This is a genomic window from Catenuloplanes japonicus (assembly GCF_000717135.1).
Taxonomy (GTDB): Bacteria; Actinomycetota; Actinomycetes; order Mycobacteriales; family Micromonosporaceae; genus Catenuloplanes; species Catenuloplanes japonicus.
This window is the reverse complement of sequence record NZ_JNXY01000005.1, coordinates 256855-282764: the sequence shown is the minus strand read 5'-3', so window position 1 is coordinate 282764 and position 25910 is coordinate 256855. Positions and strand designations below refer to the sequence as shown.

General features: G+C 70.9%; 24 protein-coding genes. 14 read left to right on the top strand and 10 right to left on the bottom strand.

The window, feature by feature from the left end; genetic code table 11:
• The 3 genes from OP04_RS10350 to OP04_RS10340 form a co-directional block, all read right to left on the bottom strand.
• Nucleotides 1–225, bottom strand: coding sequence for a hypothetical protein (locus OP04_RS10350; protein WP_033339307.1), 225 nt, complete (start codon nt 223–225; stop codon nt 1–3).
• A gap of 69 nt (nt 226–294) precedes the next feature.
• Nucleotides 295–750 (bottom strand): large conductance mechanosensitive channel protein MscL, encoded by a 456-nt coding sequence (mscL, locus tag OP04_RS10345; protein WP_033339306.1) that lies wholly within the window; start codon nt 748–750, stop codon nt 295–297.
• A gap of 61 nt (nt 751–811) precedes the next feature.
• Nucleotides 812–1450 (bottom strand): FadR/GntR family transcriptional regulator, encoded by a 639-nt coding sequence (locus OP04_RS10340; RefSeq protein WP_033339305.1) that lies wholly within the window; start codon nt 1448–1450, stop codon nt 812–814.
• Between the two features lie 74 nt (nt 1451–1524).
• On the opposite strand from OP04_RS10340, the gene OP04_RS10335 reads away from it, so the two are divergent.
• The 4 genes from OP04_RS10335 to OP04_RS10320 all read left to right on the top strand — a co-directional run bounded on the left by OP04_RS10335 (nt 1525) and on the right by OP04_RS10320 (nt 6800).
• Nucleotides 1525–2760 carry a CynX/NimT family MFS transporter gene (locus OP04_RS10335; RefSeq protein WP_051797408.1) on the top strand — a complete coding sequence of 412 codons (1236 nt, stop codon included), beginning with the start codon at nt 1525–1527 and terminating at the stop codon, nt 2758–2760.
• A gap of 155 nt (nt 2761–2915) precedes the next feature.
• Nucleotides 2916–4316, top strand: a complete 1401-nt coding sequence (locus tag OP04_RS10330) for an efflux RND transporter periplasmic adaptor subunit (protein WP_232323530.1) — start codon at nt 2916–2918, stop codon at nt 4314–4316.
• A gap of 163 nt (nt 4317–4479) precedes the next feature.
• Nucleotides 4480–5202 carry a response regulator transcription factor gene (locus OP04_RS10325; protein WP_033339302.1) on the top strand — a complete coding sequence of 241 codons (723 nt, stop codon included), beginning with the start codon at nt 4480–4482 and terminating at the stop codon, nt 5200–5202.
• Nucleotides 5199–6800, top strand: a complete 1602-nt coding sequence (locus OP04_RS10320) for a sensor histidine kinase (RefSeq protein ID WP_232323529.1) — start codon at nt 5199–5201, stop codon at nt 6798–6800. Before OP04_RS10325 ends, OP04_RS10320 begins: the two co-directional genes overlap by 4 nt.
• A gap of 543 nt (nt 6801–7343) precedes the next feature.
• Here OP04_RS10320 and OP04_RS10315 read toward each other — a convergent pair.
• Nucleotides 7344–9020 (bottom strand): ArnT family glycosyltransferase, encoded by a 1677-nt coding sequence (locus tag OP04_RS10315; RefSeq protein ID WP_051797403.1) that lies wholly within the window; start codon nt 9018–9020, stop codon nt 7344–7346.
• Between the two features lie 202 nt (nt 9021–9222).
• On the opposite strand from OP04_RS10315, the gene OP04_RS10310 reads away from it, so the two are divergent.
• From OP04_RS10310 to OP04_RS10295, 4 genes are read left to right on the top strand one after another with little or no spacing between them, the layout of a single operon-like run.
• Nucleotides 9223–10428 (top strand): efflux RND transporter periplasmic adaptor subunit, encoded by a 1206-nt coding sequence (locus OP04_RS10310; protein ID WP_033339301.1) that lies wholly within the window; start codon nt 9223–9225, stop codon nt 10426–10428.
• A 20-nt stretch (nt 10429–10448) separates the two neighbouring features.
• Complete coding sequence (locus OP04_RS10305; protein WP_085066363.1) at nt 10449–11147, top strand: ABC transporter ATP-binding protein; 699 nt, start codon at nt 10449–10451, stop codon at nt 11145–11147.
• Nucleotides 11144–12340, top strand: a complete 1197-nt coding sequence (locus OP04_RS10300; RefSeq protein WP_033339299.1) for an ABC transporter permease — start codon at nt 11144–11146, stop codon at nt 12338–12340. Before OP04_RS10305 ends, OP04_RS10300 begins: the two co-directional genes overlap by 4 nt.
• Before the next feature lie 9 nt (nt 12341–12349).
• Nucleotides 12350–12937, top strand: a complete 588-nt coding sequence (locus tag OP04_RS10295) for a hypothetical protein (RefSeq protein WP_051797401.1) — start codon at nt 12350–12352, stop codon at nt 12935–12937.
• A gap of 137 nt (nt 12938–13074) precedes the next feature.
• Here the strand turns inward: OP04_RS10295 and OP04_RS10290 are convergent, their stop codons facing one another.
• On the bottom strand, nt 13075–13425 hold the full coding sequence (locus OP04_RS10290) for an STAS domain-containing protein (protein WP_033339298.1): 351 nt from the start codon (nt 13423–13425) through the stop codon (nt 13075–13077).
• Nucleotides 13426–13606: 181 nt separating this feature from the next.
• Between OP04_RS10290 and OP04_RS10285 the strand changes: the two genes are divergently transcribed.
• Genes OP04_RS10285 through OP04_RS10260 form a run of 6 tightly spaced genes read left to right on the top strand, consistent with a single transcriptional unit; the run spans nt 13607 to nt 19270 of the window.
• Nucleotides 13607–14473 carry an STAS domain-containing protein gene (locus OP04_RS10285; RefSeq protein WP_033339297.1) on the top strand — a complete coding sequence of 289 codons (867 nt, stop codon included), beginning with the start codon at nt 13607–13609 and terminating at the stop codon, nt 14471–14473.
• Nucleotides 14473–14901, top strand: coding sequence for an STAS domain-containing protein (locus OP04_RS10280; protein ID WP_033339296.1), 429 nt, complete (start codon nt 14473–14475; stop codon nt 14899–14901). Before OP04_RS10285 ends, OP04_RS10280 begins: the two co-directional genes overlap by 1 nt.
• Before the next feature lie 2 nt (nt 14902–14903).
• Nucleotides 14904–15323 carry an anti-sigma regulatory factor gene (locus OP04_RS10275; RefSeq protein WP_157239608.1) on the top strand — a complete coding sequence of 140 codons (420 nt, stop codon included), beginning with the start codon at nt 14904–14906 and terminating at the stop codon, nt 15321–15323.
• 37 nt (nt 15324–15360) lie between these two features.
• Complete coding sequence (locus OP04_RS10270) at nt 15361–16356, top strand: ATP-binding SpoIIE family protein phosphatase (protein ID WP_033339294.1); 996 nt, start codon at nt 15361–15363, stop codon at nt 16354–16356.
• The gene (locus OP04_RS10265) at nt 16353–17714 is read left to right on the top strand and encodes a sensor histidine kinase (protein WP_033339293.1); all 1362 of its coding nucleotides are present in this window, start codon (nt 16353–16355) and stop codon (nt 17712–17714) included. The genes OP04_RS10270 and OP04_RS10265 overlap by 4 nt, the downstream gene beginning before the upstream one ends.
• Nucleotides 17715–17719: 5 nt before the next feature.
• Nucleotides 17720–19270 (top strand): fused response regulator/phosphatase, encoded by a 1551-nt coding sequence (locus OP04_RS10260; RefSeq protein WP_033339292.1) that lies wholly within the window; start codon nt 17720–17722, stop codon nt 19268–19270.
• Between the two features lie 1108 nt (nt 19271–20378).
• Here the strand turns inward: OP04_RS10260 and OP04_RS10255 are convergent.
• Genes OP04_RS10255 through OP04_RS10235 form a run of 5 tightly spaced genes read right to left on the bottom strand, consistent with a single transcriptional unit; the run spans nt 20379 to nt 25904 of the window.
• Nucleotides 20379–21917, bottom strand: coding sequence for an FtsX-like permease family protein (locus OP04_RS10255; protein WP_033339291.1), 1539 nt, complete (start codon nt 21915–21917; stop codon nt 20379–20381).
• Nucleotides 21914–22600 (bottom strand): ABC transporter ATP-binding protein, encoded by a 687-nt coding sequence (locus OP04_RS10250; protein WP_033339290.1) that lies wholly within the window; start codon nt 22598–22600, stop codon nt 21914–21916. Before OP04_RS10250 ends, OP04_RS10255 begins: the two co-directional genes overlap by 4 nt.
• The gene (locus tag OP04_RS10245; RefSeq protein WP_033339289.1) at nt 22597–23133 is read right to left on the bottom strand and encodes a PadR family transcriptional regulator; all 537 of its coding nucleotides are present in this window, start codon (nt 23131–23133) and stop codon (nt 22597–22599) included. The genes OP04_RS10250 and OP04_RS10245 overlap by 4 nt, the downstream gene beginning before the upstream one ends.
• Nucleotides 23134–23174: 41 nt before the next feature.
• The gene (locus OP04_RS10240; RefSeq protein ID WP_051797399.1) at nt 23175–23750 is read right to left on the bottom strand and encodes a DUF4352 domain-containing protein; all 576 of its coding nucleotides are present in this window, start codon (nt 23748–23750) and stop codon (nt 23175–23177) included.
• Nucleotides 23751–23810: 60 nt separating this feature from the next.
• The gene (locus OP04_RS10235) at nt 23811–25904 is read right to left on the bottom strand and encodes a S9 family peptidase (RefSeq protein ID WP_033339288.1); all 2094 of its coding nucleotides are present in this window, start codon (nt 25902–25904) and stop codon (nt 23811–23813) included.
• Nucleotides 25905–25910: the final 6 nt, after the last annotated feature.

The window sequence follows — 25910 nt, the reverse complement described above, 5'->3', positions numbered from 1 at the left end:
TCAGCCGCTGGTGGAGAGTTCACGCCAGTTGCCGGGGCCGGTGAGCATCGCCCGGACGATCTCCAGCGCCGCGTCCTCGCTGTCGTGCTCGGAGAACTGCGACACTCCCTCGGCACCGCCCGCGCGCGCCTCGACGTGCCAGGTGTCCCCGTTGACCCGGAGGAAGACGTCCTTGCGGGCGATCCGCCCCCATTTGCCGTTCCACCAGTGCTTTCGCTGTTCCATAGCGACACACCCTATCGAACATGTGTTCGATAGGGTGTGTGATCTTTCCAGTGTGATCTTCCAGAAGGCTCAGCCCTGGCGCGGCGGGAAGTGCTCGCGACGGATCTGCTCGTCGATCGCGGCCCGGTTCGCCGGGCTTCCGCCGCCGGACTGCAGCAGGTCGCGGATCTCGGTGAGCAGGCGCACCTCGTCGCTCGGCGCCGCCGGCTCCGGCTCCAGGCCGCGCTTGCGCCGCTCGGCGAGCTTGTTCATCGGGTAGACGATCAGGAAGTAGACGACCGCGGCGGTCAGCAGGAACGTGATCGCGGCGTTGATGAACGCGGCGTAGGTGAAGACCACGCCGGTGGCCGGCGAGTACTCGCCCGCCAGGTCACCGCTGCCGCCGGTGACCCACTTGATCAGCGGTTCGAGGAACGACTTGGTGAACGCGGTGACCACCGCGGTGAACGCGGTGCCGATCACCACGCCGACCGCGAGCTCGATCACGTTGCCGCGCATGATGAAGTCTTTGAAGCCCTTGAGCATCCGGTACTCCGAGAATGTGATGGGGGTGGGATCTCACCGTATTGCCCCATTGGCCGAACGGCTATTCGAGATATGCCCCGGCCTCCTTGGCGGCCAGTTCCGCGTCCCCCGCACGGATGGCCGCGACCAGCCGGCCGTGGTCGACGTAACTCTCCGCGGTCATCCCGTCGTCCTGGAACGACCGTGCCACCGTGGCCCGCATCGCGTTGCGGAACGACGCGTACAGCTCGGCCAGCATGCCGTTGTGCGCGGCGCCCAGGATCGCGGTGTGCAGTGCCACGTCCGCCTCGACGAACTCGTGCAGCCGCCCGGCCGCCCAGGCCGCCTCCCGCCGGGCCAGCACGCGCTCCAGCTCCGCCACGTCCGCGGGCGTGCGGCGGGCCGCGGCGAGCCGGGCCGCCTCCACCTCGAACGCGCGCCGCACCTCCACGACCTCGTCGAACTCCGCGTCCGCCATCCGCCGCCCGACCACGCCGGCCAGCTCGTCGCTGGACATCACGTACGTGCCGGAGCCCTGCCGGCTCTCCAGCACGCCCGCGTGCACCAGCGCCTTGACCGCCTCGCGGATCGTGTTGCGGCCGACGCCGAGCGCCTCCACCAGCTGCGGCTCGGTGGGGATGCGCCCGCCGACCGGCCACTCGCCGGACGTGACCTTCTCGCGCAGCTCCTCGATGACCCGCTCCACCAGCCGGTATGTCATTCCTTACACACTCCTCCGAAAGCCTGCCCAAATTCATCCCATGAATTTAGGATGGGCGCGTGTCGACCTCTCCCATGGTGCTGGAACCCGCCGTCGCCGTCGCCCCCGCGGGTAGACGCGGCCGCGGCACCCTCCTCGTTCTGGCCGCCATGCTGCTGGTCGCGCTCAACCTGCGCGTGTCCATCACCAGTGTCGGCTCCCTGCTCACCGAGGTGCGGGAGGGTCTGCACCTCTCCGGCCTGATGGCCGGCGTGGTCACCACGATGCCGACCATCGCGTTCGCCGTGTTCGGCGCGTTCACGCCGGTGCTGGTCCGCCGCTTCGCCGCGCCGCGCGTGCTGGTCGGCGCCATGGTCGCGCTGGTGGCCGGCCAGGCGCTGCGCGTCGCCACCGACTCCGCCGCGGTCTTCGTGGTCACCGGCGCGCTCGCGCTCTCCGGCATCGCGATCGGCAACGTGCTGATGCCGATGCTGGTCAAGCAGAACTTCCCGGAGCGGACCGGGCTGATCACCGGCGCCTACTCCGTCTCGATGTCCATCGGCGCCACGGTCGGCGCGGCCACGGCGGTGCCGATCGCGCACGCGTTCGGCTCCTGGCGGGCCGGGCTGGGCGTCTGGGCGATCCTCGCGCTGGCCGCGATCCCGCTGTGGCTGCCCGCCGCGCTGCGCCGCTCCACCGTCGTCGCCGTCACGAGATCAAAGGCCGCCGCGAGGGTACGACCGGAGGTCACCCGCCTCGGCTGGGCCATGGCGATCTTCTTCGGCGCGCAGTCGCTCAGCGGATATGCCGCGATGGGCTGGCTGCCCACGCTGTTCCGCGATGCCGGCTACTCACCGGAGAACGCCGGCGTGCTGCTCGCGGTGCTGTCCGTGGTCGGCGTGCCGATGGGCCTGATCATGCCGTCGCTCTCGGCCCGCCTGAAGAACCTGCACGGCCTGATCCTGGCGCTGTCCGGGATGATGATGCTCTCCTACCTCGGCATGATCTTCGCGCCGCACGCCGGGGCGTACCTCTGGGTGGTCGTGCTCTCGATCGGCCAGAGCTCGTTCCCGCTGGCGCTGACCGTGCTCGGCCTGCGCGCCCGCACGGCCGAGGGGACCGTCGCGCTGTCCGCGTTCGCGCAGAGCATCGGCTACCTGTTCGCCGCGCTCGGCCCGCTGCTGGTCGGCTACTTCTACGGCCTGACCGGCGGCTGGACCGTCCCGATGCTGTTCCTGGTCGGCATGGCGCTGCTGCAGGCGGTCGCGGGCCTGGCGATCGCCGCCCCCAGATTCATCGAGGACGAACCCGCGCTCACCCGAAACCCGTGATCGGGGCGTCCCTCATGTTGTTCTGACGACATCGGGGACGCCCCGGTCGTGGTGCGCGGCACGGCTCTGAGGTCGCTCCCAGCCGGGACCGAGTCGGCTGCGAGGCGGGGTGGCGAGACTTCGCCGGTCGGGCAACGACCGGATGGGGTGTGAGCGTGGTGCTGCGGGGTCGACGGATGCGGGTCGCGGTCGGCGTGGCCGCTGCGGCGGTCGTGGTGGCGGGTGCGTCCACCGCGTACGCGCTCACCGCGCGCGACGAGGAGTCCACGGCGAGGACGTCGCTGGTCGCGGTGGAGACCGGCGACGTGACGCTCGCGGTCGCGGCCACCGGCACGCTGGCGCCGGCCCAGACGCGCAGCCTCAGTTTCGGCACGTCCAGCACGGTCACCGCGGTCAACGTACGGACCGGCGACGTGGTGAAGGCCGGCGACGTGCTCGCCGAGGTGGACAAGGCGGACGCGCAGGAGAAGGTGGACAAGGCCACGGAGGAACTGGCGTCCGCGCAGGAGGCGCTCTCCACGGCCTCGTCGTCTTCTACGTCTTCTACGGATACCAGCTGCGTGGCGGACACCGGCGGGGGAGCGGTGTACTCCTACGCCACCATCGGGACCACGCCGACACCGTCGCCCTCGGCTCCGGCCGGCGGTGACCCGGCGCCGACCGTCACGGTCACGGTGACCGAGACGGTCACGGTCTACGTGACGGTGACCGCCTCGCCCTCCGAGTCCCCCTCGGCCTCGCCGTCCGCGTCCCCGTCACAGTCGCCGAGCACCGGCCCCACGCCGACGCGTTCCCCGTCCGGCGGCGGGTCGACCGGCCCCTCCACCGGCGGCGGGTCGAACGGCGGCTCCAACGGCTCCACGGGTGGCGGGTCGACCGGCGACTCCTGCGGGTCGACCGGCGGCAGTGGCGGGACCGGCGGCACCGGCAGCCGGTCCGGCGGCGGCGACGCCGTCTACAACGCGGAGACGAAGGTGACCAGCGCGAAGAAGGCGCTGGAGGAGGCCGAGGACGCGCTGGCCGGCGCCGTGCTCAAGGCGCCGATCGGCGGGAAGATCCTCTCCGTGGCCGGTGGCATCGGCACCAAGGTCAGCTCCGGCAGCACGTTCGTCTCGCTCGGCGACGTCGGCGGCATGGAGGTCCAGGCGAGCTTCCCGGAGGCGGACGCGGGCCGGCTCGAGGTCGGCCAGATCGCCTCCGTCACGCTCGCGGACCGGCCCGGCGAGACGTTCGCGGCCACGGTCACCCAGGTCGACCCGGTCGGCACCGCCACGGACAGCATGGTCACGTACGGCGCGCTGATCTCGTTCGACACCGTGCCGGAGGATCTGCTCGTGGGCCAGAACGCCCAGGCCACGGTCACGATCTCGGCGGTGGCGGGCGTGCTGCGGGTGCCCGCGTCCGCGGTGCGGGACGTGAACGGCGGCAACGGCGTGGTGACCGTGCGGGCGAACGGCGTGGACGAGCAGCGGACCGTGCGGGTCGGGCTGGTCGGGGACGCGTACGCGGAGATCACCTCCGGCGTCGCGGCCGGCGAGACCGTGGTCGCGGGCTGACGTCGTACCCCAACTGGGAACTTAAGGTTTTCTTCAGTTTTCTCCGAGATCCCTCCGAGGCGACGTGGATACAAGTGGGAGCCGGTGTCCCGGTAACCCCGATCTTTCGGTGAGCTGCCGTGAACAAGCGGACAATCGGGCTTTGACGGCAGGAGGCAACACGGTGCGGCAACCGGAAGCACGGACCACGAAGGTGCTCGTGGTCGACGACGAGCCGAACATCTGCGCACTGCTCTCGGCCACGCTCCGGCTGATCAACTTTGAGGTCAGGGTCGCGAACGGCGGCCACGAGGCGCTGACCGCCGCCACCGAGTTCGAGCCCGACCTGGTCGTCCTCGACGTGATGCTGCCCGACCTGGACGGCTTCCAGGTCGCCCAGCGGCTGCGCGCCGGCAACCGCCCGGTCCCGGTGCTGTTCCTGACCGCGCGCGACGCGGTCGAGGACCGGATCTCCGGCCTCACCGTCGGCGCGGACGACTACGTGACCAAGCCGTTCAGCCTGGAGGAGGTCGTGCTGCGGATCCGCGCGATCCTGCGCCGCAGCCGCGGCGACTCCGACGAGGCCGAGGACAACGGCCTGCTGCGGTACGCCGACCTGGAGCTCAACGAGGACGCGCACGAGGTCCGCCGCGGCGGCAAACTGGTCGAGCTGTCCCCGACCGAGTTCAACCTGCTCCGCTACCTGCTGGTCAACGCGGGCCGCGTGGTCAGCAAGGCGCAGATCCTGGACCGGGTGTGGAGCTACGACTTCGGCGGCGACGGCCGGATCGTCGAGTCCTACGTGTACTACCTGCGCAAGAAGATCGACCGCTGGGAGCCGCCGCTGATCCACACGGTCCGCGGCGTCGGCTACGCGCTCCGGCTCCCCCGGGGCGCCGAGGAGTGAGCCTGCCGCCACCCGCTCAGGGCTTCTGGCGCCTCCGCCGGTGGCGGCACTGGACGCTGCGGTCCCGGCTCGTGCTGGTGATCGCATCGCTGACCGCGGTGGCGCTCCTGCTCGCGAACCTCGCCGGCGTGTGGCTGCTGCGCAGCTACCTGACCGGCCAGCTGGACGACCGGATCGCCCGCGGCGACGATCCCATGGCCATCAACCGGGTCTGCAACATGTCGTCCGACGACGAGCCGTTCGGCTCCGGCGGGCCCGGCGGCGCGCCGCAGCGGGGCAACGGCTGGCAGGGCGGGTTCGCCGGCCCGGCACAGATCTTCAACGTCTACGAGACGGACGGCACGCTGCTCTGCACGGACCGGCAGACCGGCGACGCGCAGATCGAGACGTCGGACGTGCTCGCGCAGCTGGGAAAGCCGGAGCCGTCCACCGTGCGGCTGTCCGACGGCACCTCGTGGCGGATCGCGGTGCAGGAATCCAAGATCGCCGAGACCCGGGACGGCAGCCGGCTGCTGGTGCTCAAGGGCGCCTCGCTGGAGGACATCGACAACACCGCGGACGGCCTGCTGATGATCAACCTGGCCGTGGAGCTGGTCGTCCTCCTGCTGCTCGGCCTGGTCGCCGCCGTCGTCGTCCGGCTCGGCCTGCACCCGCTCACCCGGATGGAGTCGATGGCCGCCAAGATCACGGCCGGGGACCTGTCCCACCGGGCCGACGACGCCGACCCGCACACCGAATCCGGGCGGCTCGGGATCGCGCTCAACTCCATGCTGGCCCGCATCGAGTCGGAGATCCAGGCGCGTACCGCCTCCGAAGCCCGGCTCCGGCAGTTCGTCGCGGACGCCGGCCATGAGCTGCGCACGCCGCTGACCTCGATCCGCGGATTCGCGGAGCTCTACCGTCGCGGCGGGGCGCCGCCCGGACCGGCGCTGGACGAGACGATGTCCCGGATCGAGGCGGAATCGGCGCGGATGGGGCTGCTGGTCGAAGACCTGCTGCTGCTCGCGAAACTGGACGAGCAGCGGCCGCTCCAGCGCAAGCCGGTGGACGTGCTGCAGATCGCGGCCGACACGATCCGGGACGCACATGCGCGGGTGCCCGATCGGCCGGTGCGGCTGGACGCGTTCGGGCCGGACGACGGCGAGTTCGAGCCGGTGACGGTGCTCGGCGATGAGCACCGGCTGCGGCAGGTGGCGACGAACCTGGTCAACAATGCGCTGGTACACACGCCGCCGGAAGCGCGGATCACCATCCGGGTGGGGCGGTGGAGCCCGCCGCGCGTGTTGCCGCCGTCGTTGCCGTCGCGTCGGCAGCATCCGGTGATGGCGCCGGTGCGGGACGCGGATCAGGCGGCGTATGCGGTGCTTGAGGTGAGTGATACGGGGCCGGGGATTCCGCGGGAACATGCGGAGCGGGTCTTCGAGCGGCTCTATCGGGTGGAGTCCAGCCGTGCGCGGGGGAAGTCGCATGCCGGGGGGTCTGGGCTGGGGTTGTCCATTGTGGCGGCGATTGTGCAGAGCCATGGGGGGCGAGTGGAGCTGCTGACGTCGCCGGGACAGGGGGCTACGTTTCGGGTGTTGCTGCCGGCTGAGCAGTAGGGGTTTGGTGGTAGCGCTCGTGGTCGCGGCAGGGGCGCCCTGACGCCGGAGGTTCGGTCGCTTTCGCTGTCGGGCGCTCCGCGCCCGAAATTTCGGTAAATAACGGTCGTGGCGGGCCGCAGTAGCCCCGCTCAGATACCAAAGGCTCAGTAGCGCCCTGGCGGGTATCGATGGATGCCTGCGCGGCAGGTGTCATGGGGGAGATCGTTGTTGCGCTCACTGCTCTTTCAAGCCACCGGAAAGAGCAGTGAGCGCAACAACGATCGGCGGGCGCGCATCCGGCTCGGCTGGGGACCTGTGCATCGGTCAGGCTGGCCACAGCGGGTCTGATCGTGAGCCGCGCCGCCTCAAGCGGGCGGCGGCGTGAATCGCGGCCTTGGGCCGACCCGCGCGAACCGGCTCCGACAGGGGCGGGCAAAGCGGAGCGCCAGCGGAGTCTTTGCCCGCCCCGAGGTTTGCCCGCGGGAGCATGCGGGCCGGACCACGCCGGAAACGGGAAAATGATCTTCAAAGTTTTTGATCTTGAGGTTCATGCGCGCGCGGCTAGAGGTCTTCCTGGTAGATCAGGTAGCCGCCGGCCGGCGTGATGTCGAAGATGCGGGTGGTGCGGTCCAGGAAGGCGGCGAAGGTGGTGTCCGTGTCGGAGCCGGCCAGCAGCACGTAGGCGGGGTTCGGGGCGGCACGGACGACGGCGCTGTAGGCGGGGAAGCGGTCGCCGCGCTGGTTGAGGCGGGCGTCGATGACGGCGCAGATGACCCGCTCACCGGTGATGAAGATGACCCGGTCGCAGGTGTCGCGGTCGGAGTAGATGCGGGTGGCGCCGGTCGCGTCGAGCGCGGCGACCAGTTCCCGGTCGTCGTCGGCGGAGGCGGAGAGGCCGGGGGCGTTCAGGATGAGCGTGGCGGTGGCGGCGACGGCCAGCGCGAGTACGGCGGCGAGCACCACAGACCCGGTCAGACCGGTGAACGCGGCGAACGCGGTACGGGCGCGGCGGCCCCAGAGGCGGGCGGCGGCGCGCCACAGCGGCCACAGGACGGCGGGCAGTGCGATCAGCGTGTAGTGCAGGTTTTTCGCGCTGATCTCGGGGGTGAGCGCGGAGTCGCCGGTGGCGAGGAAGCCCCCGAGGGTGACGGCGGCGCCGATGATCAGCACGAGGCGGCCGGCCTGGCGTGGGACGGCGCCGACCGGGGCGTTGCCCAGGCCGCGGATCGCGGAGATCAGCGCGATCAGCAGCAGCGCGAGATATGCCGGACCCCACCACGCCTGCCAGGCCACGCACTCGCCGGGCGCGCACAGGCCGGTGCTGAGCGGGATCGCGGTGAAGAGCGTGCCGGTGGCGCGGTCCGCCAGCGGCATCTGGATCAGGTTGCCGCTGGCCAGCACGATCAGCTGGAGCGGGTTGCGCGGTGAGCCCAGCACGGCGTAGGCGATCAGCGGCACCACGCCGACCAGCGTGCCGGTGGCGACGATCAGCCAGACGAGCGCGCGCCTGAAGCTGAGCAGCAGCATGACGGCGGCGGCGCCGACGAACGGCAGCACCCACAGATGGGTCCAGATCATGAGCCCGGCGAGTATGCCCCAGCCGAACAGGCCGAGGCCGGGATGTTTGAGCTCGGCCCCGGCCAGGCGCACGGTGAGCAGCGTCAGAAGGGCCACGGCGAAGAGCATTTCCGGGTACGCCCCGGCGCCGGTCACCTCGTCGCGGATCACCCGGTCCGAGCCGAGCGCGAACAGCCCGACCGACAGCGCCGCGAACCAGGGGGTGTAGAGGCGGCGGAGCAGCATGTACGCCGCGAGGAGGAAGCCGGCGAAGCAGATCAGCGCGGGCAGCCGCACCGACCACCAATCCGTGCCGAGCACGCGCACGAACGGCGCGGCCAGGAACGCCTGCAACGAGCCCATGAATCGTGCGCTGTCCAGGAAGAGCGGCAGCTCCTGCCCCTGTGCGATGCGCAGCGCGGCCAGGCCGGCGGCTGCCTCCGCGCCGTCGCCGGGCGGCACCTCGCCGCGCACCAGCAGCAGCCGGTAGCCGAGCCCGAGCACGCCGAACGCGATCGCCCAGCCGGCCGCGGCCTGCCGCACCGGACTGTCCGACGGCCGCCGGTGACCGCGCGGTTCCGGCCGCCCGGTGAGCACCGGCACGCGCCCCTCACCGCGCCCCGCCCGACCCTCGTAGTCGTCCCGGAGCGCGCCTCCCGGCACGGCCGTCACGGCGCTCACCGGTCGAGTTTGCCACACCCCACCGGCGTTTATTGAGGTCTCGCTATCGGTGCCGGGATCGCTCGGAACGGAGCGTGACGGCGGGGCCGGTATCCGCCCGCTGAGCGTACGGTCAGTGACGGAAACGGCCCGACAAAAGCTTCTCAGTCGGCTCCGAGGTTGTCCTGGGGCTGCGTCGAGTGGGGGCGGCGACGCTACGCGCATGTCTGTGCGACGACCCTTCTTCGCTCGCCGCCCCTCCTGGATTGTCAACAGCGGCCTCGGCCTGGCAATCGTGGGTGTCGGCGTGTGGGCCTACCTTTCTTTCGCCCAGCCCGCGCGCAGCGAGGCGAGCACGAACACCGGCACCACGCGGACGCTCACCGTGCAGCAGGGCACGGTGACGTCCTCGGTCAGCGCGGACGGATCCGTGTCCAGTGCGACCACGGCGAGCGCGAGCTTCGGCACCTCCGGCACGGTCACCGAGATCAGCGTCAAGGTCGGCGACGCGGTCAAGAAGGGCCAGGTGCTCGCGAAGGTCGATCCGACCGCGGCGAACCGGAACCTGACCGCGGCCAAGGCCGATCTGACGGCCGCGCAGGACGCGCTGTCCCGTGCCGAGGAGGAGGACAGCGACACCACGTCCGCGGAGACGCAGGTGACGCAGGCCGAGCTCGCGGTCGAGGAGGCGGAGGACGCGGTCTCCGGCGCCACGCTCACCGCGACCATGGACGGCACCGTCATCACGATCAACGGCAGCGTCGGGGGTACGGCGAGCGGTTCATCGTCCAGCGGCTCCCAGAACCAAGGCGGTCAGAGCGACAGTTCCTCGTCCGCGTTCATCGAGATCGCGGATCTGAGCAAGCTGCAGATCACCGCCTCGTTCGCGGAGGCGGACGCGACCAAGCTGGAGGAGGGCCAGACCGCGACCGTCACCTGGAACGCGCTCACCGGCACCACCGCCACCGCGAAGGTCGCCTCGATCGACCCGAACAGCTCCAGCTCGGGCGGCGGCAGCGGCGAGTCCGTCACGTACGGCGCCACGCTCACGCTCGACGAGGTCCCGGCCGGCGCGAAGTCCGGCCAGACCGTGTCCGTCGCGGTCACCACCGGCACCGCGGAGAACGTCGTGATGGTCAACTCGGCCGCGGTCACGTCCAGCGGGCGCGGGCACACCGTCACCAAGGTCGTCGACGGCCAGCAGGTGGCGACCACGGTGGAGGTCGGCCTGGAGGGCGACACGATGACCGAGATCACCTCCGGTCTGGCCGCCGGTGACCAGGTGCTCTACACGATCGAGGAGAGCAGCAGCAGCTCCCAGCAAGGCGGCGGAGGCTTCCCGGGTGGTGGCGGTCTTACCGGCGGTGGCGGCCCCGGTGGCGGCGGCTTCACCGGTGGCGGCGGCACGCGCGGCGGCGGTGGCCGATGACGACCGCGGTGATGAACAGGATGACGGAAACGAAGCCCGCACTCGAGGTGCAGCAGGTCCGCAAGGTGTACGGCGAGGGCGAGGCCACCGTGCACGCGCTGGCCGGCGTCTCGCTGACCGTGGACCGCGGCGACTACGTGGCGATCATGGGCTCGTCCGGTTCCGGCAAGTCCACGCTGATGAACATCCTGGGCTGCCTGGACATCCCGTCCACCGGCCGCTACCTGCTGGACGGCGTGGACGTCAGCCGGCTCTCCGACAAGCAGCTCGCGCTGGTCCGGAACAGGCTGATCGGCTTCATCTTCCAGTCGTTCAACCTGATCCCGCGCACCACCGCGCTGGCGAACGTGGAGCTGCCGCTCGCCTACGCCGGCGTCAAACCGGCCGAGCGGCGCAAGCGCGCGCTGGCCTCGCTGGACATGGTGGGCCTGGCGGACCGGGCGGGCCACGAGCCGAACCAGCTCTCCGGCGGCCAGCAGCAGCGCGTCGCGGTGGCCCGCGCGCTGGTCACCGAGCCGGCGCTGCTGCTGGCGGACGAGCCGACCGGAAACCTGGACAGCCGGTCCACGGAGGACGTGCTGAAGATCTTCGACGACCTGAACGCGCAGAACCGCACGATCGTGCTGATCACGCACGAGGCCGAGGTGGGCGCGCGGGCGAAGCGACTGATCCGCCTCTTCGACGGCCAGGTCCGCTCCGACGAGAGAAACAAGCGATGAGCTTCTGGGAGATCCTCAAGTTCGCGGTGAAGGGCGTGAGCGCGAACAAGCTCCGCTCCGCGCTCACCATGCTCGGCATCCTGATCGGTGTGGCGGCCGTGATCCTGCTGGTCGCGGTCGGCAACGGCTCCGCGCAGGCGATCACCAGCCAGATCTCCGCGCTCGGCACGAACACGATCACGGTGATGAGCACGAACCGCGGCGGCACCACGAACACGTCGCTGACCACGGAGATCGCGGACGCGCTGAAGGACCCGACGCTGGCGCCGGACGTGAAGTCGGTGTCGCCGGTGGTCAGCGCGTCCGGCACGCTCACGTACGACGGCACCGACCACGAGATCAGCCAGTTCATCGGCACCGGCACGAGTTATCTGGGCGCGCAGTCGTACCGGATGGATCGCGGGGTTGCCTTCACGGACGCGGACGTCGCGCAGGGCCGCCGGGTGACCGTGATCGGCCAGACCGTGGCGGAGGAGCTGTTCGAGGGCGTCGACCCGGTCGGCAAGCAGGTCACGGTCGGCGGCGCGCTGTTCACCGTGGTAGGAGTGCTGGCCGAGAAGTCCTCGTCCGGCGTGCAGGACTCGAACGACCTCGCGATCGCGCCGCTCACCGCGGTCCAGCAGACGCTGGCCGGTTACGGCTCGCTCAGCTCGATCGTGGTCGAGGCGACCGCGGCGGACCGGGTCACCGCGGCGCAGAACGAGATCGCCACGATCCTCGACCAGCGGCTCAAGGTCGAGGACGGCGGCACCGCGCCGTACCGGATCCAGAACGCCTCCCAGCTGCTGGAGACGCAGACCGAGACCGCGGACACGTTCACCGTGCTGCTCGGCGCCGTCGCGGGCATCTCGCTGCTGGTCGGCGGCATCGGCATCACGAACATCATGCTGGTCACGGTCACCGAGCGGACCCGGGAGATCGGCATCCGCAAGGCGCTCGGCGCGCCCCGCCGGGTGATCCTGACCCAGTTCCTGGCCGAGGCCACGATCCTGAGCCTGACCGGCGGCGGCCTGGGCGTGCTGATCGCGGTGCTCGGCGCCCGGTTCGAGATCGTCGGCGTCCAGCCGGTCATCGTGCCCAGCTCGGTCGTGCTGGCGCTCGGCGTCTCGGTGGCGATCGGCCTGTTCTTCGGCGGCTACCCGGCGAGCCGGGCCGCGAGCCTCCGCCCGATCGACGCCCTCCGCTACGAATAGGAACCTGAGATGGCCTTCACACGATCAAAGCACCGGGGTACGGCCGACAGCGGCGACACGGTGGTGCTGGACCGGGTCCCCGAGGACGGTCTCGCGGCGGAGCTGGCCGCGGCCGCGCCGAAGCGCTACTGGAACAAGTGGACGATCTATCTCGCCGGTGCGCTGCTGCTGACCGGTGGCCTGGTGGCCGGCGCCCAGATCCAGCAGCGCTGGGGCACGACGGCGACGTCCGGGCCGGGGAGCGGTTTTCCTGGAGGGACGGGCGGTGCGGGCGGTTACGGCGGGCGGCAGGGCTTCACGGGCACCGGCGGTCAAGGTCAAGGTCAAGAGCAGCAACAACAGCCCGCCGCGGGTACGACCGAGACGAGCGCCGCCACCACCGAGGGCACGGTCAAGCTGGTCAACGGCACCACGGTCTACATCGTGACCTCGGACGGCCGGACCATCACCGTGAAGACCTCGGACGGCACCACAGTCCAGCTCGCCACGGACGGCGCGCTCAGTGACCTCGCCGAGGGCGACACCGTCACGGTCGCGGGCGCCACGGCCGGCGACAGCTCGGTGACCGCGACCACGATCACCGAGCAGCAGAAGTAGGTGTCCGACGGCGTGAGCTTCTGGGCGTCGCTCCGCTCCGCCGGCTCGACGCCTCGTGTCCGACCTGTAGACGTCGATTTTTCGCAAACGAAGAGCGTGTTTGCGAAAAATCACCGTCTGCGGTCGGCGGCGTCGAGTCAGGCTGACGCCGGCGCGCCGTCCACCGCTTCGTCCACGGTCGGGTAGGTCTGGAGCACCTCGACCAGCCCGCTCACCTCGAGGATGCGCAGCACGCCACGCTGCGGCGCCGCCAGCCGGACCAGGCCGCCGCTGTCGTCGGTGCTGTTCTTGGCGCGGACGAAGACGGAGAGGCCGGTCGAGTCGCAGAACGAGACCTCCGCCAGGTCGAAGACGAGCCGGGTGCGGCCCTTCTCCAACAGGTCGGTGATCTGATCCTGCAGCTGCGGCGCGGTGGCCATGTCGAGCTCACCAGCAACCGACACGACGACGACGTCATCGCGCTGTTCGGTCTTAACCGTCAAGGACATTTACCCGACCTCCTGTTATGGGCGAAACGCTACTCCACCTGCGGGCTGCGTGCAGTGTGAGGCCGATGCCGAATACTTGGCGTCGAGCAACTAACGGTCATCGCTCCGGTGATAGTGTCCCACCGGTCGGTGAACTCGGTGATCCCCAGGTGACGACCCGGGGACCTGTCAGGAGGCGAACGTGGCGCTCAGCACGGAGGCGTCGAGCCGGCTTGCCGCTCAGCTCGACGAGCATCAGGACAAAATCTCCGAACTGTGGGTGCGCCAGGTGGCCGCCACGCTGCGCGGACGCCTCAGTCAGGGCGAGCTGGACCGGCAGATCCGCGAGTTGTTCCGCGCGCTGCGCGAGACGCTGGCCGCCGGCACGACGCAGCTGCAGGGCGACGGCGGTGAGGTCCGCGCGCTGCTGACCGAGCTGTCCCGGGCCCGCGCGCTGCAGGGCTTCACCTCCACCGAGACCGCGATCAGCATCTTCGCGGTGAAGGAGGCGTTCGCCACCGCCACGGACGTTTTCAACGCCGAGTCGCAGGCGATGGGTGACTACATCTCGTTCGGTTCGTTCATCGACGAGCTGGGGCTGTTCACCTTCGCGACGTACGCGCAGGCGCGCGAGGAGGTCATCGCGGACCAGGCCGAGCAGCTGCTCGAGCTGGCCACGCCCGTGGTCAAGCTGTGGGACGGCGTGGTCGCGGTCCCGCTGGTCGGCACGCTCGACTCGGCCCGCGCCCAGGTGGTCATGGAGCGCCTGCTGCAGACGCTGGTCGACACCGGCTCGCCGTACGCGATCATCGACATCACCGGCGTACCGGCCGTGGACACCCAGGTCGCCCAGCACGTGCTGAAGACCGTGGTCGCGGCGCGGCTGATGGGTGCGGAGTGCATCATCTCCGGCATCCGCCCGCAGATCGCGCAGACGATCGTGGCGCTCGGCATCGAGTTCGGCGACATCGCGACGAAGGCGACGCTGGCCGACGCGCTGCGGCACGCGCTGCGCCGCAGCGGCAACAGCGACCTCGTCCGCCGTGGCGCGGCCCGCCGGGAGCACTGATGGAGCGGGTTCCCGTCCTCAAGATCGGGGACTTCCTGCTGGTGTCGATCCAGGTCGACATGGAGGACCAGATCGCCCTGCAACTGCAGGAGGATCTCTCCGCCCGGATCGTCGAGACCGGCGTGCACGGTGTGATCATCGATATCACCGCGCTGGACATCGTCGACTCGTTCGTCGGCCGGATGCTCTCCACGATCGCCGCGATCTCCAAGGTGCTGGATGCGGAGACCGTGGTGGTCGGCATGCGCCCGGCCGTGGCGATCACGCTGGTCGAGCTGGGACTCTCCCTCAACGGCATCCGCACCGCGCTGAACGTGGAGCGTGGCATGGAGCTGCTGGCCCGCGCGCGCGAGGACGAGCTGTTCCTCGACCTGGGCGACGACGATTCCGCCGAGACCGACTCGGACGGGGCGGCGGTGAGGTCATGACCATGGGTTTCGCCGGCGCCGCGGATGCCGGCGAGACGATCGTCATCTCCAGCGACGAGGACGTGGTCCGCGTCCGGCAACTCACCCGTACCGTCGCGGTGCGGGTCAAGCTCTCGCTGGTCGACCAGACCAAACTGGTCACCGCCGCGAGCGAGCTGGCACGTAATACCCTCGTCTACGGTGGCGGCGGCTCGGCCGAGGTCACCGTCGTCGACAGCGGGCGACGCCGGGGTGTACGAATAGTGTTCAGCGACCAGGGCCCCGGCATCGCCGACCTGGACCTGGCCCTCACCGACGGCTGGACCAGCGGCGGCGGGCTGGGGCTGGGCCTGAGCGGCTCACGGCGGCTCGTGGACGAGTTCGACATCCAGACAGTGGTTGGCGAAGGCACCCGCATCACGGTGACCAAGTGGTCGCGCTGAGGCGACCCCTCGGACACTGAGAATCAGAGGGGCGCACATGTCCGACGAGGGCACCTGGTTTCGCATCGACAACACCAGCGTGGCGTCGACGGTGCGGCGGGCCGCCGACCGCCTTGCGGAGGACCTCGCTCTGCCCGCCAAACGCGCGGCCGACCTGGCGATCGTAGCCGCTGAGCTGACCAGCAACCTGCTCAAGCACACGAAAGAGGGCACGCTGCTGCTGCACCCGGTGCGCAGCGGCGACGTGGCCGGGGTGGAGCTTCTCGCGGTCGACTCCGGGCCGGGCATGGCCGACCTGACGCGTTTCATGCGCGACGGGCACTCCACGTCCGGCACGCTCGGCATCGGCCTGGGCGCGATCGTCCGGCAGGCCACCTGGTGCGACGTGCACTCGGTGCCCGGTAAGGGCACGGTGTTCTCCGTGCAGGTGTGGCCGGGCGACGCGCCGGAGCCGGCCTGGGCGGCCGGGATCAGCCGGCCGATCACCGGCGAGACACAGATCGGCGACGGCTATGCGGTCCGGGTGGTCGAAGGGCGGCACCAGGTGCTGGTCAGCGACGGTCTCGGGCACGGCCCGCTGGCGGCCGCCGCCAGCCAGGCCGCGGTGAACTCGTTCCGGAGCGCGCCGGCCGTACCCCCTGCTGCTCTGGTCGAGAAACTGCATCGCGAGATCTCGCACACGCGCGGCGCCGCGATCGCGGTCGCGGAACTGGACGCGGCCGCCGGCGTGGTGCGCTATGCCGGCCTCGGCAACATCGCGGGCACGATCGTCGAGGGCACCAGCCGGCGCGGCATGATCTCGCTGCCCGGCATCGCCGGTCATCAGCGCCGCCAGATCCGGGAGTACGACTACCCGATCTCCCGCGGCGCGGCCGTGGTGCTGCACTCCGACGGCGTGGTGGACCGCTGGCAGCCCGGCGACTACCCGGGCCTCAGCTCGGCCTCACCGGTGCTGATAGCGGCCACCGTGATGCGCGACGCCGGCGTGCGCCGCGACGACGCGTGCGTCCTGGCCGCTAGATTGCCATCATGACCGACGTGCTGCTCCGCATGGTGCTGCGCCGCGAGCACGACATCTTCGTGGTCCGGCAGCGCGGCCGTGAGGTGGCGGCCGCGGTCGGCCTGGAGCATCAGGACCAGATCCGGCTCGCGACCGCGCTCAGTGATCTCGGTCGCCTGCTCCTGGCCGTGCCGGGCGACGCCGACGTGACATTTGTTGCGCAACCCGGAACTCCTCCTAGGCTGGTGGTGGAGATTGTCGCCGGGTCCGGGGCTGCAGCCGCGCTGGCCGGTGATCCTGCGGCGGCCGCGGCAAAGCGGCTGGTGGACGAGTTGGAGGTCGATGGTGGTGAGAGCAGGACACGCGTGCGCCTTTCCCGCCGCCTCCCGATCGGTGCGGCGCCGTTGACCGGCGAACGCATCGCCGACCTGCGCGAGCGGCTGGCCGCGAACGAGCCCGGCACACCGCTGGACGAGCTCACCGTGCAGAACCGGGAGCTGCTGGCCGCGCTGGACGCGGTCCGGGCCCAGCGCGACGAGCTGGCCGAGACCAACCAGGGCGTGATGGCGCTCTACAACGAGCTCTCCCAGGAGCTGGAGGAGACCAACCGTGGCGTGGTCGCGCTCTACAACGAGCTCGACGACAAGTCCGCGCAGCTGAAGGCCGCCAGCGAGGCGAAGAGCCGATTCCTGGCCAACGTCAGCCACGAGCTGCGCGCACCGGTCACCGCGGTCATCGGCCTCACCCGGCTGCTCTCCGACGCGGGCTCCGACCCGCTCACCGAGGAACAGACCCGGCACGTCGACCTGATCCGCGGCTCCGCGACCGACCTGCTCACGCTGGTCAACGACCTGCTCGACCTCGCCAAGGCAGAGTCCGGCCGGCTGGAGCCGGTCTGGACCGAGGTCGACCTGCGCGCGCTCTTCGGCCAGCTCCGCGGCACCTCCCGTGCCGTGATCACCCGGCCCGAGGTGCAGCTGGTGGTGGAGGACCCGCCGGCCGGCGCGGCCGTCACCTCGGACGAGGCGCTGCTCACCCAGGTGCTGCGGAACCTGCTCACCAACGCGATCAAGTTCACCGAGCGGGGCACGGTCTCGATGTCGCTGCGCGCCGCGACCGGCCTGGACGGCTGGGAGCTGGAGGTCGCGGACACCGGCACCGGCATCCCTCCCGAGCTGCACGAACGCATCTTCGAAGAGTTCTACCAGGTGCCCGGCAGCTCGGTCGGGCGCACCGGCACCGGCCTCGGCCTGCCCTACGCGCGCCGGCTGGTCACGCTGCTCGGCGGCACGCTCGGCCTGGCCAGCGAGCCCGGCACCGGCAGTGTGTTCACGGTCGTGCTGCCGCGCCGGCCGGTTCCCGCCGCGCCCGCGCCGCGTGACGCGGGGTGATCAGGATGCATGTCGATCCGGCCACCGTGCTGGTCGTCGATGACAGTGCGACCAAGCGGTACCTGCTGGTCAGCTGGCTGACCCGGGCCGGTTACGCGGTGGTCGAGGCCGAGACCGGCACCGAGGCGCTGGAACTGGTCGACGCGAAGCCGGTCGACCTCGTGGTGCTGGACGTCCGCCTGCCGGACATGTCCGGCTTCGACGTCTGCGAGAAGATCAAGGGCAATCCGAAGCACGCCGCGCTCCCGGTCGTGCACGTCTCCGCGCACGCGGTCGACGTGGCCGACCGCGCCCACGGGCTGAACCGCGGCGCCGACGCCTACCTGGTCGAGCCGATCGAGCCGGAGGAGCTGGTCGCCACCACCCAGGCGGTGCTGCGCTACTACCGCGCCCGCAAACAGGCCGAGCTGCTCGCGCAGCGGATGGCGCTGCTGGCCGAGACCACGCTCGCGATCAACTCCGCGCCGGACTTTCCCGGGCTGCTGGAGGCCGCGGCCCTGGGCACCTCCAAGATCTTCTTGAGCCCGGTCGCGGTGGTCGCCGCCACCGGGGACGGCGACTTCTGGGCCGCCACCAGCCAGGACCCGGAGCAGCAGCCGGTGGCGGGCCCCTGGCAGCCGGAGCAGACCGGTGACATCACGGTGGGCACCTCGTTCCGTACCGACCCGCCGGACGCCTGGAGCATGCTGGACTGGCCCGCGGACGACCAGGTCGGCGTCGCCACCACCCGCATCCGCCACGACCGGCCGCCCGTCCTCGTCGCGGTCCCGGCCGGACTGAACATCCCCGGCGCGCCGGTCCTGCGCCAGCTCGCGCAGGCCATCGCGGCCGCGGTCGAGGCCCAGCGCTCCTACGACGAGGAACACCGCATCGCGATCACGCTCCAGCGCAGCCTGCTGCCCAGCCGGCTCCCGGAGATCGAAGGTCTCGCACTCGCCCGCCGCTACGAGCCCGCCAGTGCGCACACCGAGATCGGCGGCGACTTCTACGAGCTCACCGTGATCGACGGCCGCCTGCTGGTCGCGATCGGCGACGTCGCCGGCCACTCACTGCACGCCGCCACCGTGATGGCGGAACTCCGGCACGCGCTGCGCGCCTACGCGGTCGAGGGCCACCCGCCGGGCGCGGTGCTCGCCCGCATCAACGACCTGATGCTGAAACTGCTCCCCGGCGAGGTCGCCACCGTCTGCCTGATGTCCATCGACTCGGACAGCGGCCACGTGCGGATGGCCAACGCCGGCCACCTGCCGCCGCTGCTCATCGTGGACGGCGAGGCCTCCTACATCGAGGACCGCGGGCCGCTGCTCGGCCTGCGCGCGAATCGTCCCGACGACACGGAGTTCGTCATTCCGGCGGGGGCGACGCTCGTGCTCTACACCGACGGGCTCATCGAACGCCGTGACGCGACCATTGATGATGGTCTCCACGCGCTCGCGGTCTCCGCGACCACCGGCAGCGACGCTACGCTCGACCTTTTCTGTGACCGGCTTCTGGCCGAACTCACGGGGGACGAGATGAGCGACGACATTGCGGTCGTTGCGCTGCGCAGGCACTGAAAAGCTTTCTACATTCATTTTCCCGCTTCCGGCGTGGTCCGGCCCGCATGCTCCCGCGGGCAAACCTCGCTGCGCGCCAAGACTCCGCTGGCGCTCCGCTTGCCGCTTCGCGCCGGAGCCGGTTTCGTCGTGGTCGGGGAAGAGCGACGCGATTCCCGGCGTGGTTGCGGTGAGCGAGGCGCGGTCCAGTGCCGCCTTTGTCGCGGGCGCTGCCGTGCCGGAATCGCGGTCCAGTGCCGTCTTGTCGCGGGGGCGAGGGCTTACGCGACCGAAATTTCGTGCTATTGGTTGTTTTGGGTGGGCCGGTTGCTGTTTTGTCTCCGGCGGGCCTCCGGCGGGCGCCTCCGACACCGGGGCGGTGGAAAGGCAACGTCAACTGCGATGCCCAGAAACCTGGGTGGCTGGGTTTCGTGCGGCCTGTCTGCCCCGTCTGTCGTCGATCCGGGACAAGCCGAGCAGATCATCGGCAGGGCCGCCAGCTTTGGCTGTCGTGTGGCGGTAGCGCGGTTCTCGCGTTTGGGCGGTCGCCTTGGGTTGATCGGCGGCGGTCCGTGGGTGGTCCGGTTTTGAGGGTGACGTTGGGCGGGCTGTCGGCGGTTGCGTCGTGGTCGGGTTCAGGCTTGCGTTTCGCTGTTTGCTGCCGGTTGTGTGGTGGCGGCCCTGCCGATGATCTGCACCCCTGCGGGCGGGTCGACGGCATACGGGGCAGCCAGGCGGTCACCTGTGCGGGTGCTTGCGCATTAAGGACAAAAGCCCGCCGCGGGCGGGCGTGGGGCTGTTCAAGATCTTTGCGTCTCTGGTGGCCCTTTCGCGGGCGGGGAAAGGGCCACCAGAGACGCAAGGATCTTGAGTGCCGGATGTTGGGATGGTGGTCTCGGGTTGGTGCGCGCCCGCACGGGTTTCCGGACCACGGCGGGACCGGCAGGGAGGAGCGCCAGCGACGACCGGTGCCCGCGGGAGCATGCGGACCGCAACCACGCTGGAAGTGGGAAATGAATTTGATCTTGGGTTACTGGCTTTGCGGCGTCGAAGACCGGGCCCGCCTCGATCAAGCAGGCACTCCGTGCCCGAAATTTCGCGAAATAGCAGCCCGGGAGCCGAGTGCAGGTCAGGTGGTGCGGAGTTCCTCGACGGAGGTGCTGCTGCGGAGGAAGAGCATGCTGAGGGCGATCATCGTCAGGACGGCGAGGGTGGCGCCGGCGGTGAGGAACAGGAGGCCCTCGAGCGGGACGGGGATGAGGCGGGTGATGGGGGCGATGTCGACCTCGCGCAGGTTGGCGGGGTCGGCGCAGGCGGGGGCGGTGTCGGCCAGGCAGACGGTGCCGGAGATGCCGCCGGAGGTGACCTCGTGGCCGATGCTGCGGGTGATCAGCCAGCCGGAGGTGGCGGCGACCAGGACGGCGGGGAGCGCGGGCGCCAGGAGTTGCCAGACGATGGAGCGGCCGATCACGCCGCGGGGGACGCCGGTGGCGACCAGGGCGGCGTAGGCGCGGCGGCGTGAGACCAGGCTCTCCGCGGCGGCGACCAGCAGTGCGGCGGCGGCGATGGTGATGCCGACGGCGATCGCGAGGTCGACCAGGTCCATGGCGTCGGTGTAGAACGCGTTGCGTTCGGCGTCGAGGATCATCGGGTCGCCGATCGCGTTCCGCCAGAGCTCGCCCGCCTCCCGGTCCACGTCGAACTGGGCGGTGAGCTGCGACCGGAAGCCTATCGAGATGCCGCCGATCAGCACGGCGGCCAGGAGTGCGGCGAGTACGCGACTGCCGTTCCACGGGTCGGCCATCAGGCGGCCGCCGGCCAGCAGCGTGGACGGTGCGCGGCCCCACCGGCGCAGCGCGGCGCCGGCCACGTAGGAGATGGATCCGGTGCCGGCGATCACGCCGACGGCCATGCCGACCGGCACGACGATCAACATCATGACGATCACCCAGGTGGGTACGGCCTGGAAGCGTATCGCCAGCGGCACGAGGCCGAGCGCGGCCGCCACGCCGATCACGAGCACGATCGCGGGCCAGGTGCGTGGCGGCGCGGTGCGGCGCACCTGGCGGACCACGCCGAACGGTGTCACCCGCACGCGGCGCAGCAGCAGCGCGGCCAGCAACGATGCGATTGCCGGCAGCGCGGCACAGATCGCGGCGATCGCCCAGGCGGGCGGCAGCACGTCCGTGGGCAGCCACAGCTCGCCGGCCGCGTTGCGACGGTCCAATAGTTGCCGGCCGCCGAGGAAGATCGCGAGGCCGGCCAGCGTGCCGAGCAGCGTGGCCAGGCCGGCCTCCACCGTGACCACGGCGAGCGTCTGTGCCGGCGTGGCCCCGGCCAGGCGGAACGCGGCCAAGCGCCGATCGCGGGCCGGTGCGCCGAGCCGGGAGCACTGGACGGCCAGCGCCAGCACCGGGATGCAGAGCAGGATCAGCGCGCTCGCCACGCCGGGCCGCAGGCCGGGCTGTTGCAGCAGGTCGGACTGGTACTGCGGGGACAGGTTCGCGCCGCTCGGCTGGTACGGCTGCGGGATGCGGATGGCGAGGACGGTCGCGGCGCTGAGCATCGCGACCGAGGCCATCGCGGCGCTGACCCCGGTCAGCCCGACCCGGAGCGTGTCGGTGCGGGTGCCGGCCAGCGCGAGGCGGACCGCGGTGCCCGGCCTCATCGCGCGGCCGCCAGCGCGACGTCGGCCAGCTCGCCGTCGCGCATGATGACCTCGCGGTCGGCGTAGCCGGCGATCCGCGGCTCGTGCGTGACCAGCACGACCGCGGTCCGGTGCGCGCGGGCCAGGCGGACCAGGTGTGCCATCACCTGCTCGCCGGCGAGCGTGTCCAGCGCGCCGGTCGGCTCGTCCGCGAAGAGCACTCTCGGCTCGGTGACCAGCGCGCGGGCCAGCGCGACCCGTTGCTGCTGGCCGCCGGACATCTCGCCGGGACGCTGCTCGGCCAGCTCCGCCACGCCGAGCCGGTCCAGCCAGGTCAGTGCCGCGGTCCGCGCCGCTCGCCGCCCCGTGCCGGCGAGAAGGAGCGGAAGTGACACGTTCTCCGCCGCGGTGAGCTCCGCGACGAGCTGGCCGAACTGGAACAGCACGCCCAGCTCGGAGCGGCGCAGCCGGGCGCGGGCGGACTCCGGCATCAGGTCGACGCGCTGCTCCCGGTAGACGACCTCGCCGGCGTCCGGCCGGAGGATGCCGGACAGGCAGTGCAGCAGCGTGGACTTGCCGCACCCGGACGGGCCGGTGACGGCCACGATCTCGCCGGCCGCGACCTCGAACGTGACGCCGCGCAGCGCGGGCGAGTTGCCGTACGACTTGACGAGGCCGCGCGCGGACAGAATCGCATCGTTCATGATCGAACCCCCCGGTTCGGATCGGCGACGCGTGCGATGGTGGTGTCCATCCACCGCAGGTCGGCGTCGAGATGAGAGATGGCGAAGTCGGCGGCGATGACGTCGCCGAGCCCCGACTCCGGGTCGAGCTTCGCCGCGGTCAGCTCCCGCAGCCGCTGCTGGTGCGCGGCCCGCTGCGCCGCGAGGTAGACGCCCGCCCGCCGCCCGTCCGCCGCCAGCAGTGCCACGACCACCTTGGCCAGCAGCGCGCTCGCCACGAACGGGGCCGGCGCCTCCACCTCGGACAGCCAGGCGTCCAGCCGCTCGCGGCCCTGTGCGGTGAGCGCGAAGCTGGTCCGCTCCGGCCCGCCCTCGCGGTCGCGGTCCCCCTCCGCGACCAGGCCGTCCCGCTGCAGGCGCCCGAGCGTGGCGTAGACCTGCCCGAACGCCAGCGGCTTGGCCCGCGGCATGTGCGCGTCGTGGGCGCGCTTGAGCTCGTATCCGTGCTTGGGCCCCTCCGCGAGCAGCCCCAGGAGCACATGGCTGGTGGACATGGCCGCTACTATTCACTCAGCGAATAGTGAATGTCAACCGTTCATCGGGGCGTGACGCGGACGCCGCCGGAGGATTGGCTCTCGTGGAGCTCAAGGCGGGTGATGGTGGTACGGCGGGGGATGTCGAAGACGACGATGCCGGTGACGGAGCGGCCGGGCCGCAGGTCGGAGGGGAAGACCTGCTGCCCGCCGTTGGCGACGAGGCCGGCCGTGGTGTCGGCGGCGTAGACGTGGCCGGTGGCGAGGACGGCGCGCTGGGCCGCGTCGGAGACCGTCATGCGGCGGGTGCCGAGGTTGCTGGCGCTCAGCTCGACCAGGCAGAACTGGCCGGTGGCGGACTCGCGGGAGAACAGCCCGTCGATCGTGTCGAGGCCGCAGCGCAGGCCGTGCACGGTGAACGCGATCCGCTCGTCGCGGACCGGCTGGTTGAGGCCGGCGGTGGGGAGCAGGCGGTTCATCGAGGCCTGGTAGAGGTCGCGGCCCCAGGTGATCACGGCGAGGCCGGCGCCGAGGCAGCAGCAGGCGGAGACCACGGCGGCCGCGAGCCCGATGATCAGCGCGAGCTTGGCGCCCTGGCTGGAGAACGGGATGAGCGGCTGCTTGTCGTGGCTGCTCATCCCGCCTCCGTGCCCTGATATATCCGCCTAAAGCCCGATTCTAGGCTTCAGCGGCGGGTGTCAGGCGGCGTTCGCGCGACCCAGCCGGTCCAGGATCCAGGCGAGGACGAACGCCTCCTCCTTCCACGCGTCGTACCGGCCGCTCGGCCCGCCGTGGCCCGCCCCCATCTCGGTCTTGAGCAGGAACGTCCCGTCCGGCACCACGTGCCGCAGGCGGGCCACCCACTTCGCCGGCTCGTGATAGAGCACGCGGGTGTCGTTCACACCCGTCATGGCCAGAATCTGGGGGTACGCCTGCTGCGTAACGTTCTCGTAGGGCGTGTACGACTTCATGTACTGGTAGACCTCGGCCGATTCGAGCGGGTTGCCCCACTCCTCCCACTCGATCACGGTGAGCGGCAGCGACGGGTCCAGGATCGAGTTCAGCGCGTCGACGAACGGCACCTCGGCCACGATGCCGGCGAACGACTCCGGCGACAGGTTCGCGATCGCGCCCATCAGCAGGCCACCGGCCGAGCCGCCGCGCGCCACCATCCGGTCGCTGGACGTCCAGGCCGCCTTGATCAGGTGCTGGGCGCAGGCGACGAAGTCGGTGAACGTGTTCCGCTTGGTCAGCGTCTTGCCCTCTTCGTACCACCGCCGGCCCATCTCGCCGCCGCCACGCACGTGCGCGATCGCGAAGACGACGCCGCGGTCCAGCAGCGACAGGCGGGCGATGGAGAAGTACGGATCCATGCTGGACTCGTACGACCCGTAGCCGTAGAGCACCAGCGGGGCCGCGCCGTCCCGCACGATGCCCTTGCGGGCCACCAGCGAGATCGGGACCCGGGTGCCGTCCTCGGCCGTGGCCCACTCGCGGTGCTGCTCGTAGGCGTCCGGGTCGAAGCCGCCCAGCACCGGCTGCTGCTTGCGCAACGTCATCACGCGGGTGACCAGGTCGTAGTCGTAGACCGAGCTCGGCGTCACGAACGAGGCGTAGTGCAGCCGGATCGAGTTCGTCTCGTACTCCGGGTTCGCGGTCAGGCCGACGTCGTACAGCGGCTCCGGGAACTCCAGGTCGAAGCTGTCCGTGCTGCCGATCGGGAGCACGCGCACCCCGGTCAGCCCGTTCCGGCGCAGCGACACGACCAGGTGGTTCGTGAACGCGTCGACGGACTCCAGCCGGGTGCCCGGCTCGTGCGCGATTATCGGCACCCAGTCGCCCGGGTTGTCCACGGACGTGTAGGCCAGCGCGAAGTCCTCCGCGCCGTCGTTGTGCAGGATCAGGAACCGGTGGCCGTGGTGCTCCACGGAGTACTCGACGCCCTGGCGGCGCGACGCGATCAGGATCGGCTCGCCCAGCGGCGCGTGGGCCGGGATCGCCCGCACCTCGCTCGTGATCTTGCTGCTGGCCTCGATCAGGACGAACTTCTCCGACCGGGTCAGGCCCACGCCGACCCAGAAGCGCTCGTCCGGCTCCTCGAACACGATCGCGTCGTCACCGGTGGGCGTGCCGATCACATGCCGCCACACACGGTACGGCCGCCAGGCGTCGTCCACGGTCATGTAGAACAGCACGGAGCCGTCCGCGGACCAGGCGCTGCCGTACGACACCTCCGGCACGGAGTCGGTCAGCAGCTCACCGGTGGCGAGATCCTTGACCTGCAGCGTGAACCGCTCGTCCCCGGCGTAGTCCACGGAGTAGGCCAGGCGGCTGCCGTCCGGGCTCACGTCGTACGTGCCGAGCGCGAAGAACTCGTGCCCCTCGGCCAGCACGTTGCCGTCGAGCAGCACCTCCTCGCCGGGCAGCGGCGCGCCGTCGGCCGGGATCGGCGGGTCGGTCTCGCCGGGCGCGACCGGGCGCCGGCAGTGGATGCCGTACTGGCTGCCCTCGACCGTGCGCGAGTAGTACCAGTACGCACCCTTGCGGGACGGCACGGAGAGGTCCGTCTCCTGTGTCCGGTCCTTGATCTCGGTGAAGATCTTCTCTCGCAGGCCGGCCAGGTGCGCGGTGACCGCGTCCGTGAACTCGTTCTCCGCGGTCAGGTAGGCGATCGTCTCCGGATCGTCCTTGTCGGTCAGCCAGGCATAGGGGTCCACGACCGTGTCGCCGTGGTGCGTGCGCTCGGTGGGCACGCGCTTCGCGATCGGCGGTCGGGGTGTCTCGGTGGTCACGCCTCC